14 protein-coding genes are annotated in these 16,158 nt (G+C 59.8%); 7 read left to right on the top strand and 7 right to left on the bottom strand.

Translation table 11 applies throughout. The features are described 5' to 3' along the window. Nucleotides 1-37 precede the first annotated feature (37 nt). Nucleotides 38-520: a sigma-70 family RNA polymerase sigma factor gene (locus AWM69_RS03230; protein WP_306299220.1), complete on the bottom strand. Its 483-nt coding sequence runs from the start codon at nucleotides 518-520 to the stop codon at nucleotides 38-40. Between the two features lie 308 nt (nucleotides 521-828). Between AWM69_RS03230 and AWM69_RS03235 the strand changes: the two genes are divergently transcribed. Genes AWM69_RS03235 through AWM69_RS03245 form a run of 3 tightly spaced genes read left to right on the top strand, consistent with a single transcriptional unit; the run spans nucleotide 829 to nucleotide 5,374 of the window. Further along, nucleotides 829-2,001: an efflux RND transporter periplasmic adaptor subunit gene (locus tag AWM69_RS03235; RefSeq protein ID WP_218725758.1), complete on the top strand. Its 1,173-nt coding sequence runs from the start codon at nucleotides 829-831 to the stop codon at nucleotides 1,999-2,001. Further along, nucleotides 2,002-3,972 (top strand): MacB family efflux pump subunit, encoded by a 1,971-nt coding sequence (locus tag AWM69_RS03240; protein WP_218725759.1) that lies wholly within the window; start codon nucleotides 2,002-2,004, stop codon nucleotides 3,970-3,972. It abuts the gene before it with no gap. Between the two features lie 7 nt (nucleotides 3,973-3,979). After that, complete coding sequence (locus AWM69_RS03245; RefSeq protein WP_218725760.1) at nucleotides 3,980-5,374, top strand: efflux transporter outer membrane subunit; 1,395 nt, start codon at nucleotides 3,980-3,982, stop codon at nucleotides 5,372-5,374. Nucleotides 5,375-5,431: 57 nt separating this feature from the next. Here the strand turns inward: AWM69_RS03245 and AWM69_RS03250 are convergent, their stop codons facing one another. Then, the gene (locus tag AWM69_RS03250; protein ID WP_218725761.1) at nucleotides 5,432-7,048 is read right to left on the bottom strand and encodes a PvdJ/PvdD/PvdP-like protein; all 1,617 of its coding nucleotides are present in this window, start codon (nucleotides 7,046-7,048) and stop codon (nucleotides 5,432-5,434) included. 551 nt (nucleotides 7,049-7,599) lie between these two features. Then, nucleotides 7,600-8,715: a cell division protein ZapE gene (gene zapE / locus AWM69_RS03255; RefSeq protein WP_218725762.1), complete on the bottom strand. Its 1,116-nt coding sequence runs from the start codon at nucleotides 8,713-8,715 to the stop codon at nucleotides 7,600-7,602. 304 nt (nucleotides 8,716-9,019) lie between these two features. Here zapE and AWM69_RS03260 point away from each other — a divergent pair, with 304 nt between their 5' ends. Together AWM69_RS03260 and AWM69_RS03265 are read left to right on the top strand one after the other, a co-directional pair. Further along, nucleotides 9,020-9,274: a DUF2790 domain-containing protein gene (locus AWM69_RS03260; RefSeq protein ID WP_218725763.1), complete on the top strand. Its 255-nt coding sequence runs from the start codon at nucleotides 9,020-9,022 to the stop codon at nucleotides 9,272-9,274. Nucleotides 9,275-9,767: 493 nt separating this feature from the next. Next, a complete protein-coding gene (locus AWM69_RS03265; protein ID WP_218725764.1) occupies nucleotides 9,768-10,322 on the top strand; it encodes a GNAT family N-acetyltransferase in 555 nt (184 codons plus the stop codon). 88 nt (nucleotides 10,323-10,410) lie between these two features. Here the strand turns inward: AWM69_RS03265 and AWM69_RS03270 are convergent, their stop codons facing one another. Continuing rightward, nucleotides 10,411-10,695, bottom strand: coding sequence for a PepSY domain-containing protein (locus AWM69_RS03270; RefSeq protein ID WP_131652875.1), 285 nt, complete (start codon nucleotides 10,693-10,695; stop codon nucleotides 10,411-10,413). A 164-nt stretch (nucleotides 10,696-10,859) separates the two neighbouring features. Between AWM69_RS03270 and AWM69_RS03275 the strand changes: the two genes are divergently transcribed. Then, nucleotides 10,860-11,861, top strand: a complete 1,002-nt coding sequence (locus AWM69_RS03275) for a FecR family protein (RefSeq protein WP_131652874.1) — start codon at nucleotides 10,860-10,862, stop codon at nucleotides 11,859-11,861. A 70-nt stretch (nucleotides 11,862-11,931) separates the two neighbouring features. Here the strand turns inward: AWM69_RS03275 and AWM69_RS03280 are convergent, their stop codons facing one another. Continuing rightward, the gene (locus tag AWM69_RS03280) at nucleotides 11,932-14,229 is read right to left on the bottom strand and encodes an acylase (protein ID WP_218725765.1); all 2,298 of its coding nucleotides are present in this window, start codon (nucleotides 14,227-14,229) and stop codon (nucleotides 11,932-11,934) included. Between the two features lie 260 nt (nucleotides 14,230-14,489). Here AWM69_RS03280 and AWM69_RS03285 point away from each other — a divergent pair, with 260 nt between their 5' ends. Further along, nucleotides 14,490-14,867, top strand: coding sequence for a fe2+ zn2+ uptake regulation protein (locus AWM69_RS03285; protein ID WP_131652872.1), 378 nt, complete (start codon nucleotides 14,490-14,492; stop codon nucleotides 14,865-14,867). Here AWM69_RS03285 and AWM69_RS03290 read toward each other — a convergent pair. Beyond that, the gene (locus AWM69_RS03290; protein ID WP_048379468.1) at nucleotides 14,864-15,052 is read right to left on the bottom strand and encodes a hypothetical protein; all 189 of its coding nucleotides are present in this window, start codon (nucleotides 15,050-15,052) and stop codon (nucleotides 14,864-14,866) included. The two genes, AWM69_RS03285 and AWM69_RS03290, sit on opposite strands and share 4 nt — an antisense overlap. Before the next feature lie 114 nt (nucleotides 15,053-15,166). Then, nucleotides 15,167-16,072: a LysR family transcriptional regulator gene (locus AWM69_RS03295; RefSeq protein WP_131652871.1), complete on the bottom strand. Its 906-nt coding sequence runs from the start codon at nucleotides 16,070-16,072 to the stop codon at nucleotides 15,167-15,169. Nucleotides 16,073-16,158 lie beyond the last annotated feature (86 nt).

Genomic DNA, 16,158 nt, shown 5'->3' on the forward strand with positions numbered 1-16,158 from the left:
CGTCTGTTGAGTAGGAACGAGCATCTGGAAATGAAATTTAGGCGTTGTCCCACATCCGGATTCGAACGCGACAATGCTTCATGGCGTTGACAATGTTCTTCTCGACCACACTGCGCGACACCCCCAGGCGCTCGGCAATCTCAAGGTGAGACAAACCCTCCAGCTTGCGCAGCAAAAAACTGTCGCGGCACGCCGCGGGCAATTCGGCCAAGGCTCGCTGAAGCATCTCCAGACGCTGGCCATGATCCATCAGGACCTGTGGCGAGGGGCTGAAAAATTGCTCTTCGGTGTCCAGGACATCCAGGGGTTCGACCTGGCGCAAGGTGTTGCGCCGATGGCCGTCGATCACCAGATTGAGCGCCGTGCGGTACAGAAATGCCCGAGGCTGCTCGATCGGTTCGCCAGCGGTACGCTCCAGCACCCGCACATAAGCGTCATGCACCACATCTTCGGCCGCGTGGGCATTGCCCAGCCTGGCACTCAAAAAGCTCACCAGCTCGCGATAGTAGTTTTCCAACATGACTCCTGACCGCAATGGCAGCGGCAACTTTCCATGAGCGCAGAACAGACTGAGTGGGATAGCGGCATGATGATGGCACTTTCGTTGATGTAATTTATAGTAATTCTCATATAGATTTAAAGCGTCAACACCGTAATGCCCCCGAAATATTCAGTAATAAGCTTGTGGGAACGCCGTTAAATTCCCGCTCCAGTCCTTCGTTTACTCAACAGCTCCCCGTGTCTGTCGTGCCATCGACAGCGTTTGCTCTTGGGCCTTGCCGCTCAACGGTATGACGACGGGCCGATTTCCATTGCCCGGAACCCTGCATGAAACGCCCTCGACAGACCCGCCGTGCACTGCTGATTGCCTTGAGTTTATTGCTTGTCGTTGCCCTTGCTGTCTGGTTTTTGCTCAAACCCGGCCGGGAGGCGTTTGACACCGTGCCTGTCACCCGCGGTGATATCGAAAGCAGCGTTACCGCTCTGGGCACCTTGCAACCCCGACAATATGTTGATGTGGGGGCGCAAGCGTCCGGGCAAATCCATAAAATCCATGTCGACGTCGGTCATGAGGTCAAGGAAGGCCAGTTGCTGGTCGAAATCGACCCCTCGACTCAAACCGCCAAGCTTGACGCCAGTCGCTACGCCATTGAGAACCTCAAGGCCCAGTTGCAAGAACAGCGCGCCCTGCACGATCTGGCCCGGCAAAAATACCAGCGCCAGCAGACCCTCGCCCAGGGCGGCGCCACCCGCCAGGAAGATATCCAGAGCGCACAGGCCGAAGTGCGCACCACCCAGGCCCGGGTCAACATGTTCCAGGCACAGATTCGCCAGGCGCAGGCGAGCTTGCGCAGTGACGAGGCTGAGCTGGGCTATACCCGCATCTATGCGCCCATGTCCGGCACTGTCGTGGCGCTGGATGCCCGCGAAGGCCAGACCCTCAATGCCCAGCAGCAAACACCGCTGATCCTGCGCATCGCCAAGTTGTCCCCCATGACGGTCTGGGCCGAGGTGTCGGAAGCCGACATCGGTCATGTCAAACCCGGCATGCCGGCGTATTTCACCACCTTGAGCGGCGGTAACCGGCGCTGGGCCAGCACCGTGCGCCAAGTGCTGCCCGTGCCGCCCAAACCCTTGAATGAAGCCAGCCAGGGCGGCGGCAGCCCGTCCAATTCCGGCAAGAGCGGAAGTGCACGCGTGGTGCTGTATACCGTGCTCCTCGACGTCGACAACGCCGATCAGGCACTGATGCCGGAAATGACCACGCAGGTGTTTTTCGTTGCCGGCCAGGCCAGGGAGACCTTGCTCGCGCCAATCGTGGCCTTGCAGGGCAGCACCGAGGGTGAGCGTCAGACCGCTTACGTGGTGACAAAAAACGGCAAGGTCGAGCCGCGCGATGTTCGCACCGGCCTCAGCGACCGCTTGCGGGTGCAAGTACTCGAAGGCCTGAACGAAGGTGATCACCTGCTCATCGGCCCCGCCACCGGCAATGGAGGCTGAATGCCCATTCCCTTGATTGACCTGCAGGACATTCGCAAGGTCTACGGCGGCGTCGACGCCCCTGAAGTGCATGTACTCAAGGGCGTCAGCCTGTCGATCCATGCCGGTGAATTCGTGGCGATCGTCGGGGCTTCAGGCTCGGGCAAATCGACCCTGATGAACATTCTCGGCTGCCTTGATCGCCCGACCAGCGGCCGCTATCTGTTTGCCGGCGAAGACGTCGCCGATCTCGATACCGATGAGCTGGCCTGGTTGCGCCGCGAGGCTTTTGGCTTTGTGTTTCAGGGCTACCACCTGATCCCTTCCGCCTCGGCGCAGGAAAACGTCGAAATGCCGGCGATTTATGCCGGTATGCCCGCCGCCGAACGGCATGCCCGCGCCGCTGCTCTGCTCGCCCGCCTGGGTCTGGCCGAGCGCACCGCCAACCGTCCGCATCAACTGTCGGGAGGTCAGCAACAGCGGGTGTCGATTGCCCGGGCGCTGATGAACGGCGGGCACATCATCCTCGCTGACGAACCCACCGGCGCCCTCGATAGCCACAGCGGTGCCGAGGTTATGACCCTGCTCGACGAACTGGCCAGCCAGGGGCATGTGGTCATCCTGATTACCCACGACCGCGAAGTCGCTGCCCGGGCCAACCGGATCATTGAGGTGCGCGACGGCGAGGTCATCAGTGACAGCGCCAACGGCGAGCCACCCGCGGCCACCGACAACCCCAAAGCGTTGCAAGCCATCGACCTGCGCCAGCGACTCAGTGCGGGCAGCGAGGCCCGGGGGGCCTGGAAAGGCGAGTTGGTGGATGCGGTGCATGCCGCGTGGCGGGTGATGTGGATCAATCGTTTCCGTACCGCCCTGACCTTGCTCGGCATCGTGATCGGCGTGGCCTCGGTGGTGGTGATGCTGGCGGTTGGCGAAGGCAGCAAACGCCAGGTAATGGCGGAAATGGGCGCGTTTGGCTCAAACATTATTTACCTCAGCGGCATGTCCCCCAGACCCCGTGCGCCACTGGGCATTGTGACGCTCAATGATGTGGCCGCCCTGTCGACCCTGCCGCAAGTGAAAATGATCATGCCGATCAATGGCGCCGACATTGGCGTGCGCTACGGCAACGTCGACCACACGATGTACACCGGCGGCAATGGCATCGACTTTCCGGCGATTTTCAACTGGCCGGTGGTGCAGGGCAACTTCTTCACCCAGGCCGACGAAGAGGCCGCTGCTGCCGTGGCGGTGATCGGTAAAAAGGTCCGCGACAAAGTGCTCAAGGATGTGCCCAATCCGATTGGCCAGTACATCCTGCTGGAAAACGTGCCCTTTCGCGTCGTCGGCATCCTCGCGGAAAAAGGGGCCAGCTCCGGCGATTCGGACAGCGACAGCCGCATCGTGGTGCCCTACTCCGCCGCCAGCGTGCGCCTGTTCGGCAGCCATAATCCAGAGTATGTGGTGATCGCCGCAGCCGATGCGAGCAAGGTCCATCAAACCGAACAGGCCATCGAGCAACTGATGCTCAAACTGCACCACGGCCAGCGCGACTTCGAAATCACCAACAACGCCGCGATGATTCAGGCAGAAGCCAAAACCCGTAACTCCCTGTCGCTGATGCTCGGTTCAATTGCCGCCATCTCGCTGCTGGTGGGCGGTATCGGGGTGATGAATATCATGCTGATGACCGTACGCGAGCGTACTCGCGAGATCGGCATCCGCATGGCGACCGGTGCGCGCCAGCGCGACATCCTGCGCCAGTTCCTGACCGAAGCCTTGATGCTCTCGGTGGTAGGAGGCGTGGCGGGTATTGCCCTGGCATTCATGGTCGGCGGCGTACTGCTGCTGTGCGATGTGGCCATCGCGTTTTCTCTGATCTCAGTCCTCGGCGCCTTTGCTTGCGCGCTGGTGACGGGTGTCATTTTCGGCTTTATGCCGGCCCGCAAAGCTGCCCGGCTCGACCCGGTCACGGCCCTTACCAGTGAATGATTTCTTGATGAAGCCGTCTTTGAGCCTGCTGTCCGCATGCCTGCTGCTGGCCGCGTGCAGCCAGTCCCCTGCGCGTAACGACAGCGGTATTGTGCCGCCCGCCGCCTGGCAATCCACGCACTCGCAGGCCTACCAGCAACTCGACCAGCACTGGTGGAGCGCGTTTGGCAGCCCTGAACTGGATCGCCTGATCGCCCAGGCAAAAGCTGGCAGCCATGACCTGGCTGCCGCCATGGCACGGGTCCGTCAGGCCCGCGCCAGCGCCACGATTGCCGGCGCTCCGCTGCTGCCGGAGGTCAAGTTCGGCGGCAGTGGCAATCGTGAAAAACTGCTGCGCGGCCAGGGCTACAGTCAGCTCGATGCCAGCGATGACGACAAGGCCGTGGACTATTTTGATGCCAGCCTGACCGCCAGCTATGAGGTGGACTTCTGGGGGGGCAAAGCCGCGGCCAGGAACAGTGCCGAGCAGGTGCTCAAGGCCAGCGAGTTCGATCGGGACACCGTTGAGCTGACCCTGCTCAGCGGCGTGGCCACCCTCTATGTGCAAACCCTGGCGCTTACCGAGCAAGTGCGCATTGCCCGGCTCAACCTGGCGAATGCACAACGCGTGTTACAAGTGGTGCAAACCCGTTATGACGCCGGATCAGCCACGGCATTGGAGCTGGCTCAGCAAAAGAGCCTGGTGGCCGCCCAGCAACGCCAATGGCCGCTGATGCAACAACAGGCGCAAGAAGCACGTATCAGTCTGGCGGTACTGCTCGGCCAGCCTGTGCAAAACCTTGAGCTGGACGGTACGGCATTTGCCCGGTTGCACTGGCCGAATATCGCCAGCGGCCAACCCGCTGACCTGCTGAGCCGCCGGCCCGACATTGCCAGTGCCGAAGCCAAACTGGCGGGCGCCCATGCCGACATCACCGTTGCCCGCGCCGCCATGCTGCCCGGCCTGACCTTGAGCGCCAGCCTGGGCTCCGGGGCGGACTCCTTCAGCGATATTTTGCGCAGCCCGTTCTACACCCTCACCGCAGGGCTCGCGGCCCCCATTTTCAATAACGGCCGCCTCAGCGCCGAACGCGACAAAGCCACAGCCCGCCAGCAAGAGCTGCTGCAAACCTATCGGGGGAGCATCATCAATGCTTTCGCTGACGTCGAAAAAGCGCTCAACAGTGCCCACGGGCTGGATCAACAGCGTTACTGGCAGGACGAGGAACTCAAACAGGCCCGGCAAGCGTTCGACATGGCCGAAAACCGCTATCAGGCGGGCGCGGAAATGCTGCTGACGGTACTGGAAACCCAACGCGCGCTGTATCAGGCTCAGGATCAACAGGTGCAACTGCGCATGGCGCGACTGCAAGCCAGCATCGCGCTGTACAAGGCGCTGGGGGGCGGCTGGCACTCACAGTAAGCCCGATGCCCATTCGCCCCGGGGGTTCACCCGAGCCGGCCTGAACGCCAAGGCTGTTCAGGCCTTGAGCGACAGGTGCCGTGCATACCAGGGCCGACGCGGCACCCGACGCAACAGGTGAGTGAGCGTGCTCTCCTCGCCAAACGTGATGCGCAATGCCAGCTTCATGGTTTCCGGGTCCATCTCCACGGTTTTGCCTGCGGCCAGACCCGGCACCGTGCTGCAGCCATGGGTAGTGGGCCCCAACCACGGATCATCCACTTCCACCCAACGGCCCGACGCAAACCACGGTACGCCATTGACCTCCTGGCGCTGCAATTCACCGGGATGAAAGCGCTCGTGGGCACGGAACCAGTCCTCCAGGCGATCATCAATCCAGCCGTGAAAACTCCAGAACACCGGATTGACATGGGAAGAGAACGGATCGCCCAAAAAATCGTTTTCAGGTACAAACCAGCGCGCCGCAAAATCAGCCGGATCGCGGGCCATGGGCACCGGCGCACCGTTGGAGGGATCGCGGGGCACAGAGGCCCAGCGCATGTGCAGCCAGTCATGCAGGCCCAGTTCCACCTCTGAACCAAACTGGCCGAGTGTCAGGGTCGACAGGTAGCGAGGGTCGCGATAGCGCGATTCCCAGACCTCAAAGTTAGCGTGGAAGGTTTCGGGCTGTTTGATATCGCTGAGCCATTGGGTATAGACCTCATCCCCCTCTGCCAGCCAGGTCGGCGGCAAGGCGCTGCCATCATGGTTGTCAAAATACCGGCCAAACCCTGCGCGGTCGCGCTCAAGCTCGGGTTGAGGCAGCGGGAAAGACGTCCACGCGGGCAAATCCTGCAGGGAACGCGCCGTGCGCAACATGTGCCGGTGCATAAAAAAGAAGTCCACACCCGAGCCATTGCGATCCTTGCGCGGGCCACGGGCATCGCGTTCTTTATCGCGTTGACCGGGCTGCCAGCCAATACCGCGCAAGGCATTGCGCTTGTCTTCCGACAGTTCGTGCCAGGTATCGCGAGAGGCATGCCAGAGCTGATGAAACAGCCGGTGTTCGGGCGCCACCAGCCAGGCCAATAGCGGCGTTTCCAGGGCAATACGTTCACGGGCTTCGGGAAAGGTGTGCTTGAGGGCGACGAAACGGTTGTCCTGTTCAGGCAGCCCCAGCGGGCGATCCAGGCGTTGCACGCGCCCGCTCAAGGTGCCGCTGCCCGCGTTGCCGTAGGTGCCCCAGACTTCGTCGAGGCTAAAACTGAATTCGTAATCAGGCTGGCCGTTGAGCGCATCGCTGCGGGTCAGACGCCAGTGCATTCGTTTGGCATCGGGGGCTACCAGATCGCCGAGGATGCGGTATTGCGGTGCGGTCTCTCCCTGCAACACCGCGGCGGTATCCAGATAACCGCGGACACCGCGTCCGCGGGGCGCGATGTCCAGCCATAGCTCCAGATCATCCGCGGGCAAGCCCTCAAGTCCGGCCTCACGGCCATTAAACTCGATGCGCCAGCGCCCACGCAGCTGATCCGCCAATTGCTGGCCGGCGGTGTCGGCCAGCTCGACCGTCGCCTCACCGGGCGTGACCGGTTCGTCTGCTTGCGTTAACGCTCGGTGCGCGTAGAACGCTGCTGGCGCTGCCGCGCCGGTGATCGCCAAACCTGCGATGAACCCTCGTCGAGAAATCGTCATTGCCCTACCTGTCCCAGCCCGAATGCAGGCGTTATCCAAGCTAGAACGTTTGCTCGACACTTAAATTTAAGCCACCTGCCCCCGGTACGTGGAAGGCAGCCCTGCAGGCCTTATCGCAGCCTTCGGCAGCGGCTACAGAAAACCGTGGATACCCAACTCCGTAACGCCCGGGGCTGACGACGGCTGCGCCGCCGGACGCGGGCTCGTTCTACTCGACCGCTGCTACACATGACCTTTGTCGCAGGCTGCGACTCCGCTACAGGGGCACCCAAAACCCGTAGCCGCTGACGAGCGGAGCGAGGCTGCGTCCGGGGCTGACGACGGCTGCGCCGCCGGACGCGGGCTCGTTCTACTCGACCGCTGCTACACATGACCTTCGTCGCAGGCTGCGACTCCGCTACAGGAGCACCCAAAACCCGTAGCCGCTGACGAGCGGAGCGAGGCTGCGTCCGGGGCTGACGACGGCTGCGCCGCCGGACGCGGGCTCGTTCTACTCGACCGCTGCTACACATGACCTTTGTCGCTGGCTGCGACTCCGCATTGGGCAGCGGTTAAAGGCCAAACCGTTGCAGTTGCATTTCCTGCAGGCGGCTCAGGGTGCGGCGGAAGGCAAACGCCAGGTATCCCTGGGTATAGAGTTCATCCATCGGCACCCGGGCCTCAACGCATACCGGCACTTTGCGGTCATAGCATTCGTCGATCAGGGCAATAAAACGCCTCACACTGTCGTCGAACCTGGACAACTGCGGCAGCTCACGGTCTCCGGCTTCGACCTTGACCGCGCCATCTTCCGTACCACGGGCAATCTTGCCTTCCCGTTGCTCGGCACTCAGGCACGGCACTTCGCTCAGCAAAATCACCTTGAAGCGGTCGCAAAGCTCCATAAATTCGGTCGCGGCCAACGGCTGCTCGCAGAGCTCATGGAAGTTGCACCACACCACGCTGTCGCTGGCACGCACCACCTGCAATGAACGATGCCCCACAGGCACTGGCTGGTCTGATACCGTCTGGCCCCGGGTCAACGTCTCAAACATGCCGGGCATCACACTTGGCTCATCCGGCTTCGTCACCCAATAGCGCTGATGGGCAACACCGGGGTGCAACCGGTGATCCTCGATCCCGTCCACCGACACCACGTCCATGTGGTTAAGAATGGCGGTGATTGCAGGGGCAAAACGGTCTCGATTGAAGCCATGACCGTAGAGCTGTTCAGGCGGTTGGTTGGAGGTACACACCAGCACCACGCCTTCGTCGAACATCACCTGAAACAAACGCCCCAAAATGATCGCGTCACCAATGTCATTGACGAACAATTCGTCGAAACACAGCACTTTCAGTTCTTTGGCCAGGCCCTGGGCCAACGCCTTGAGCGGGTCGGCAGTGCCGATCAACTGAAACAGACGCTGATGAACCCATTGCATGAAGTGATGAAAATGCTGGCGCCGGGCGGGCACCCGCAGACTCTGATAGAACTGATCCATTAACCAGGTCTTCCCTCGCCCCACCGGCCCCCATAAGTACACCCCGCTGACCGGCCCGGTTGCGAGGTGCAATGCATCATGGCAGCGCTGTAACGCCTGTACCGCCTGCCACTGAGCGGGATCATGAACAAAACCTTGTTCTTCAATGGCCCGTTGCCAGGCGCTGAGAGGGGACTCGACATTCATACCGATAGCTGGCTCCTGATTCAGACGCGGCAGTATGCCAGCAAGAAGAGCGTAAAGGCCTTGAAAAACCGCAAGTTCGCCGCACATTGTTACCCCTGCGGTAACAGAGCATTTTGCCATCTGGGGTTTTAAGTTTTTTGAATCGGCGTAGCATTTATTGCATGTTCCACGCATGACTTAACAGGCGTAAACGGCACTTCGTACGGGCATATTGATCACTCAAGTCGCACCGTAACTTCTTCCCGCCACACCGGCAAATGAAGTCAGTCAGTTTTAACGCTTGATTACTTTAGAGGCCACACTCATGAAAACCTTACTTGCACTGTTCCTTGCCGGTTTTGCTACCTTGGCGATGGCCGGCGAAACAACCCAGTCACCGCATTCGTCGATCGAGCATTACCGTTACGGGTCCAAACTGGACATTGCCAAAGTCATTAGCCTTTCCAGCATCCCCGATGTGTGTGAAGTGGTGCCGGCCACCATGACTTATGAAGACCATCAGGGTCAGCGCCACACCGTGGAGTATCAAGTCATGGGCAACGGCTGCAGCATGCACTAAACGCTCCTTGCTGGCCCCCGGCCCCCTCTTTCCAGGGGGCTTTTTTATTTAAAACAGGGTGACGGATCAAACAGTCTAGATGAGACTGAGGTGATCGAGGACAATCTGGATATTGCGTTTTTAGAACCCCGCACAAGTACTTGCTATCACTCCAACTCGCCTGATTTCTCAATCAAAACCAACACCCCCCATGTCCCCTGACAACCCCATGAGACACCCTGCATTATTACGATCTTAACTCTGAGTGCAGCAGGGAGTTCATTCAAGTCATCGATACTTAGCCCTCCTCTCTTGAGGTAGAAAGTCGGAAACGTAATAACCCCTGTAATCCCGCCCATTAATAAAATCCTCGCCCAAGGTCCACCCTGTTTTAATGGAGCGCGGGTCGTGACAGCCTTACTCTGTTTCAATAGTCCAGCATTACAAAAGGGCCTTTTGACGAGCGTCGTTCAGGGTTAATCTCGGCCCAGACAAATGGCAAGGAGCCACCCCGATGCGAATCATCCCCACCCTCTACACCCGGCAATTGCTGTTGCAACCCTTGACCCTGGCGGACGCCGACGCCATCCAGTTGCGTTTCGCACACTGGGAAGTGGTGCGTTACTTGAACGCTTTCGTCCCCTGGCCTTATCCGCAAGACGGTGCGTTAAGTTATTTGCGAGATGTGGCACTCCCGGCAATGGCGAAAGGCACAGAGTGGCATTGGACCCTCAGGTTGTTGTCACACCCTGACAACGTGATCGGTTGCATCAGCCTGATGGATGAAGTCGACAACAATCGGGGGTTCTGGCTGTCTCCACCCTGGCAAGGTCAAGGTTTGATGAGTGAAGCCTGTGAAGCCGTGGACAGCTTTTGGTTCGAGACACTGGGGCGCCCAATGATGCGCGTGCCAAAAGCCGCACCCAACGTGGCTTCGCGCCGGATATCGGTGCGAGGGGGAATGCGCCGGGTCAGCAGCCAGGAGAAAAACTTTGTCAGCGGCCGGTTTGTCTGCGACCTGTGGGAAATCACCCGCGAGCAATGGCTCTCGCGCCACGGGAAAGCCTGAAAAAATGCCCGATCCCGTGCTGAAACCATCAGCAGGCAGGATCGGGCCACCCTTGCTCAGCAAGCCATTCGTGTGACGCTGTCGAGCATCAGTCCTTCTTCTCGCTCAACACTTTGCCAGTGGCATCAAATGTGGTTTCAACGTCGACTTCAACGCCGTCAATCTTCTTGACCCCTTCGGTTTTCCAGATACCAGTGGCCGGGTTTTCCAGCTCGATGCTCTTGATCGTGGTGTAGCCGGCCTTGGTTTTGAAGACCTCTACAGCCTCTTTGGAGAACGCCCAGTTCGGATCAACAGGGGCTTGGGCCATTGCAGCGCCAGAGCTCAACAAAACAGCTGTGGTAATAGCGGCGGCAAACGTTTTCTTCAACATTGTCTTAACTCCATTAATTGATGTTGTGTCAGGCACTTCTCGTGCCGCAGTAACCGTAGCAGAGAAAAAAAAGACTATGCGGGGTAAATGACTCGCTTTTGACGCAGCTCATGTTCTCGTTCGCTCTGGCACAGGGTTAGAATGCACAAAATCAGGAAATGCCAATGAGCGAAACGCGCCTCACAGAAGCTGAATACGATGCCATCACCGAAGCTGCGGCGCAGTGGTGCATGCGCTTGCATGAGCCTGATTGCACAGACCGTGAGCGTGAAGCGTTCTCCGTTTGGCTGAACGCTGATCCTCGCCACGCGTCTGAATACGACGCCATGCTGGATATCTGGGACGTCAGCGAACACCTCCCGGCTCCCGTACCCGCCGCAACGCCGAAGCGCCAACGGCCACCGACAGCCCGGCGCAGCACCTGGCAGCGTTTCGGCATGGCGGCCGCCATCACCCTCCTCGGTATTCCCGCGGCGGCGTACAGCGGCTGGCAACTGGGCTGGGTACCCAACGCCTACGAGCGCCTGGAAGCCAGCACCAGTCGGCAGCAGATGACGCTGCCGGATGGCACTCAGGTCGAGCTCAACCTGGGCACGCAACTGACTTTCAGCAACTACAAGGACCAGCGCCAGGTCACCCTGGACAAAGGCGAAGCTTTTTTTAAGGTGAGCCACGATGCCGCGCATCCATTCGTGGTCCAGGCCGCTGAAGGTCGGGTGCGCGTCACTGGTACTCAGTTCAACGTCTGGCGCTACGAGGATCAGGTACGGGTTACGCTGCTGGAAGGCTCAGTGCTGGTAACCAGCAACAAGAACCTGAGTAGCGAAGGCTTGCACCTGGAGCCCGGGATGCAGGCCCGCTACAAGGCAGGCGATTATGCACCGCAAGTCAGCCAGACCCCGGCCACCACACAGGAGCTGGCCTGGCGCAACGGCAAGCTGGTACTGGATAACCTGACCCTGGCTGAAGCCTTGCCCTTGATCAACCGTTACCTGGACACGCCGGTCGCCCTGGCTGACAGCGCCACTGGCAAACTGCGTATCGGTGGCGTGTTCGATACTCAGGAAATCCACCGACTGGTCACCTCCCTGCCCAAAGTATTGCCGGTGTACCTGAGCCTGAACCCGGATGGCAGACCGGTGATCATCGCCAGACCCAAGGGTTGAAACGCAGCCTTGGCCGTGGCACTGCCGAGTAACCCGAGGCTACGTCCGGCAGCGGCCACGGGCCATGGGTTTAGTCAGTTTTCTCGCTGATCCGTACTGTTTGATACGCCGGATCGGCCTCGATCTGCGCGTCACTGAAGGGCAGTGGCCGCCACTGCTTTTTCGAGAACGCTAGCGTCTGATCACGCGAATGGCGAGCGCTCGGGTCGCTGGACAGGGAGAAAGCCAACAGTCCCTGTGCCTGCGGACCGCTCCGGTCGAAGGTCACGGTTTGCAGGTAACTGGTGCCGCTCACCACTTCGCGTGTACCCCCCTCCCCGGGCACGCTCTGCATGGCGTTATAGACACCCAGCTCCGCAGGCCCGCCATGAATCGGGATTTGCAGGCCACCTTTACCGACCCTTTGGATCTCGCCCCAGGTCACGTCCGGGCTCAGGCCGGATACTTTCACTGCGGTCGCCGAAGCCAGTAATGCCTCTCGCACCGCAGCCAGCACTGCCGGCTGTTGCAGGTTCAGCCCTCGCGGCGTGTGCTGCGGGTCGGCCGGATCAAACGGCACACGCCACACATCCGGCACTTCAAGCACATGCGCCATGATGTTCTGGAAATGCACCAGGCCGATGCCGCTGTCCAGGTCGGCCTGCTGGTCCCAGGCTTTGAGGCTGCTGCACAACGCCTTCAGCTCGGGTCGATCATCCCCCTCGCACACCGTCAATAAATCGGGCATCACTTGCCCCGCCAGGTACACCCGATTGTCCATCACCATGCCCTGGAGATCCGACAGACTGATCTTTCCCGGCTGATTCAGGCGCTGCAGGGCAAAACGCGCACGGGGCCCCAGAGGCTGGTTGTCCTGACTGATAAGGGGTGAAAAGCCGGTCAGTGGAGCCTCGGGATTGGCCATCCACGCCGAATCGTTGGAGTGTTGCACGTAATCACTGCGCCGCAATTGCGGCAACTGGCTTGCCGGGTAGATGCCTTTTTGCGCGGCCGCGGGGTCAACTGTCCAGCCGCAGGCGCTGCGGCTGCCATCGAGCAGAATCATTTCAAGCCCGGCGCGCGGGTCGCTGCAGGCCGCCAGTTTGGCGGCATCCACAAACGGTACCACCGACAGGTTCATGTACAGCGCCTGCCCCTGATCATCCACGGCAAGGGTGTTGACCCACGGGATGCCCTGGATCGTGTTCACCGAGGTTTGCAAGGCATCGACGCTGGATGCCTGATTCATCGCGTACCACTGTTGCAGCACGCGATCATTTTCAAGGTTGGCATCACGCAGGCTATACGCCACGTGTTCATTCCAGTCGAGCTTGCCAGGCCATTGCACAATCGGCCCGAACACCGAGCTGTAGATATCCCGCGATTGCTCGCGCACGCTGCCATCCGCTTGCTTGACGCTGACCGTCACCGTTTGCTTGTCCAGCGCCCGTGACTGGCCATCGAGCAAATAACGCGTCGGGTCCTTCGGATCCAGTTCAAGCCGGTACAGGGTGAAGTGCTTGGAGGTGTCGACGGTGTGGGTCCAGGCCATGTGCTGGTTGAAGCCGATGTTGATCAGCGGCAACCCGGGCAAGGCTGCACCCATCACATCCAGCTTGCCGGGGATCGTCAGCTGCATTTCATAAAAGCGCATGCCGCCCACCCACGGGAAGTGCGGGTTGGCCAGTAGCATGGCGCGGCCGGTTTGCGAACGCTCGCTGCCGATGGCCACCGCGTTGCTGCCGCGATCCAGGGCAAAGCGCTGCATGCGCTCAGCGGCCATTTGAAAGCCTTCAGGGGCTGCTCCGCCTTGTACCACGGCCTTGGGCGGACTGGCCGCCACCAGGGCCTCGGCAAATTTCCCGACCCCGCCTTCAACCAGTAAGCGGCGGGTCAGCTTGAGCAGATCCCCGGCCGTGATCGGTCGAACCGAGGCATTGTCGCAGTCCTCCGGCAGACGTGTCCGCTCGCTGAGCTGGCGGTTGTAACCGGCCACATAACCATCGATCAGATCCCGCACTTCAGGGGGCTGCGCCTGCCAGAAAGCATCCACCGCTTCGGGCGTATTGAGCCACTTGAAAAACATATCGCTAGACAGGTTATCGCGCTGTTCCAGGGTTAACGCCTGCGCCCCAAAAAACTGCGAGCGTTCGCCGTTGACCGTCGTCACTTCATTGGCCAGCAGGCACAGATTGTCCTGGGCATAGGCATAGCCGATGCCGTAGCCCAGGCTACGCTCATCGGCGGCGCGGATATGCGGCACACCAAAACTGGTGCGGCGAATGTCGGCACTCATGTCTGTCACGGGTGTCCGGGCCAGAGCTGAGAGACTCAGCCCCAGGCACACGGCTGCCAGGCACGCTTTGCTTAATGGCCGGGAAATAATCACGCACACTCCTGCTGTCTCGTTAGATAGACCGGGCAGCTTCACGCATTGAAAACCGCTGCCCGGCACACTAAAGACGAAGGGGGTGAAAAAAAATTAATCATTGCCTCAAACCCCGGCCACACTGAGGCCGCACGTGATTTCTCCAGGCTCACGACAAAATTTCTACATCCAATTGTTCATGATTCAGGCCGCTCATTCGTCTAGTTAACTAAGAGCGTTTTTTATTTTTCCTGATCAGGCTCTGAAAAGGAGTTTTTTGCATGCACAACCCGCAAATGCCAACGGACGGTAGCCAACAACAGTGCGCATCCACTTTTCAACCCGAGACCGGATTGCTGGATGCAACCACACCTTTGCAAGGTAACGAACGAATCCGCCACTTGCTCAAATGCTTCGGGTTGCGGACCAGCCTGGTGCGACTCAAGGTCATCGACGCGTTGTTGACCGCCGCCGGCAATGATCGCCGGCTGGGCGTGCGCGGCATGCACAGCCATTTGCTGGCACTGGATATACCGCTGTCATTTCTGAGTGTGCGCGAAGTGCTCAAGCGCTTGTGCAGCGAGGGGGTGGTGGTGCTCAACAGTGATAAAAGCTACAGCCTGCATCCACAGGCTGAAGCCGTACTGATCGAGACTTAAAGCTTGGTCTTGCGGCGCATCACTCCGTTGATGACCACCACGATGACTGCCACACCAATGGCGATGTACTGGAACATTTTTTCGGTGATCATGCCGGCGTTTTGCATGTACGAAAGACCAAACATGATCCCCAGGACCACAAGGGAAATCAGAATCGAGTATTTCAAGCGCTGCGAAGGAGTCATTACCGGTTCCTGAAAATTAGACTGAAAATCAAAGTCAAAAAGGTCGTAAGAGTTTCGGGTTTGCGGGATGGCCCGCCCTCAAGAGGTGGGCCATGTTACAACTGCAAACAGGTTTTAGCGACGAAACCCACTTTGCGGCCGCGCACACAGATCCACCAGCCAATCCACAAAGACCCGCACCCGCCGGGACAATTGCCGGTGCGCCGGGTACAAGGCCGTGAGGCCCATCGGCGGAGGCAGGCAATGGCCCAGCACTTCTTGCAAGCGTCCGTCGCGCAACCGTTGGGCGACATGATAATACGGCACTTGCACCAGCCCGTAGCCCGCCTCGCTGGCCGCCAGATACCCCAACGCGCTGTCGACCGAGACCTGCTTGGGCAGGTCGATCAAACGCACTTCATCGCCTATTTGAAACTCCAGGCCGTAACGCTTGCCTGTCATGCTGGAGAAGTATTCCACCATCCGGTGCCCGTCCAGCGCCTCAAGAGACTGCGGCACACCGTGGGCCTGCAAATAGCCGGGGCTGGCGCAGGTCACTTGATCCATCAGCACCAAAGGCCGCGCAACCAGCGAATCATCCAGCGTCAGACCACCGCGCAGCACACAGTCCACACCTTCACGGATCAGATCCACCGGGCGGTCGTTGAGGCCTATTTCGAGCTCGATCAATGGGTAGCGCCGGGTGAACTCCGGCAATGCCGGAAACACCACACGCTGGCCAACGGCCGCAGGCATCTCGACCCTCAGCATGCCCCGGGGCTGGCTGTCTTTGAACACCCCTTCGGCTTCTTCAAGGTCTGACAGCAAGCTGACGCACCGTTGGTAGTAAGCCGCTCCGTCGAGAGTCGGACTGACCTGTCGCGTGGTGCGGTGCAACAATTGCACGCCCAAATGGGCTTCCAGCTGCTTGATCAGCACCGTCACCGAGGCGCGGGGCATGTGCAGACTGTCGGCAGCTTTGGCAAAACCACCGAGTTCGACGATCCGGGTGAACACCCGCATCGCGTTGAATCGGTCCATAACTGATCCTCCTCCATTCGCATTGTCGGCCATCTACTATTTAGAAAATCCGAATAGTGATGATGTTTTTACCCGGTTTATCTTCT

The organism is Pseudomonas sp. D1HM, assembly GCF_019266105.1.
GTDB classification, from domain to species: domain Bacteria; phylum Pseudomonadota; class Gammaproteobacteria; order Pseudomonadales; family Pseudomonadaceae; genus Aquipseudomonas; species Aquipseudomonas taetrolens.

Excerpts from the sequence above, each read along its gene's own strand:
- AWM69_RS03260 (WP_218725763.1), top strand. The coding sequence starts at position 9,020 with ATGAAAACCTTACTTGCACTGTTCCTTGCCGGTTTTGCTACCTTGGCG.
- zapE (WP_218725762.1), bottom strand. The coding sequence starts at position 8,715 with ATGAATGTCGAGTCCCCTCTCAGCGCCTGGCAACGGGCCATTGAAGAA.
- AWM69_RS03290 (WP_048379468.1), bottom strand. The coding sequence starts at position 15,052 with ATGACTCCTTCGCAGCGCTTGAAATACTCGATTCTGATTTCCCTTGTG.
- AWM69_RS03235 (WP_218725758.1), top strand. The coding sequence starts at position 829 with ATGAAACGCCCTCGACAGACCCGCCGTGCACTGCTGATTGCCTTGAGT.
- AWM69_RS03270 (WP_131652875.1), bottom strand. The coding sequence starts at position 10,695 with ATGTTGAAGAAAACGTTTGCCGCCGCTATTACCACAGCTGTTTTGTTG.
- AWM69_RS03295 (WP_131652871.1), bottom strand. The coding sequence starts at position 16,072 with ATGGACCGATTCAACGCGATGCGGGTGTTCACCCGGATCGTCGAACTC.
- AWM69_RS03285 (WP_131652872.1), top strand. The coding sequence starts at position 14,490 with ATGCACAACCCGCAAATGCCAACGGACGGTAGCCAACAACAGTGCGCA.
- AWM69_RS03275 (WP_131652874.1), top strand. The coding sequence starts at position 10,860 with ATGAGCGAAACGCGCCTCACAGAAGCTGAATACGATGCCATCACCGAA.
- AWM69_RS03265 (WP_218725764.1), top strand. The coding sequence starts at position 9,768 with ATGCGAATCATCCCCACCCTCTACACCCGGCAATTGCTGTTGCAACCC.
- AWM69_RS03245 (WP_218725760.1), top strand. The coding sequence starts at position 3,980 with ATGAAGCCGTCTTTGAGCCTGCTGTCCGCATGCCTGCTGCTGGCCGCG.
- AWM69_RS03230 (WP_306299220.1), bottom strand. The coding sequence starts at position 520 with ATGTTGGAAAACTACTATCGCGAGCTGGTGAGCTTTTTGAGTGCCAGG.
- AWM69_RS03250 (WP_218725761.1), bottom strand. The coding sequence starts at position 7,048 with ATGACGATTTCTCGACGAGGGTTCATCGCAGGTTTGGCGATCACCGGC.
- AWM69_RS03240 (WP_218725759.1), top strand. The coding sequence starts at position 2,002 with ATGCCCATTCCCTTGATTGACCTGCAGGACATTCGCAAGGTCTACGGC.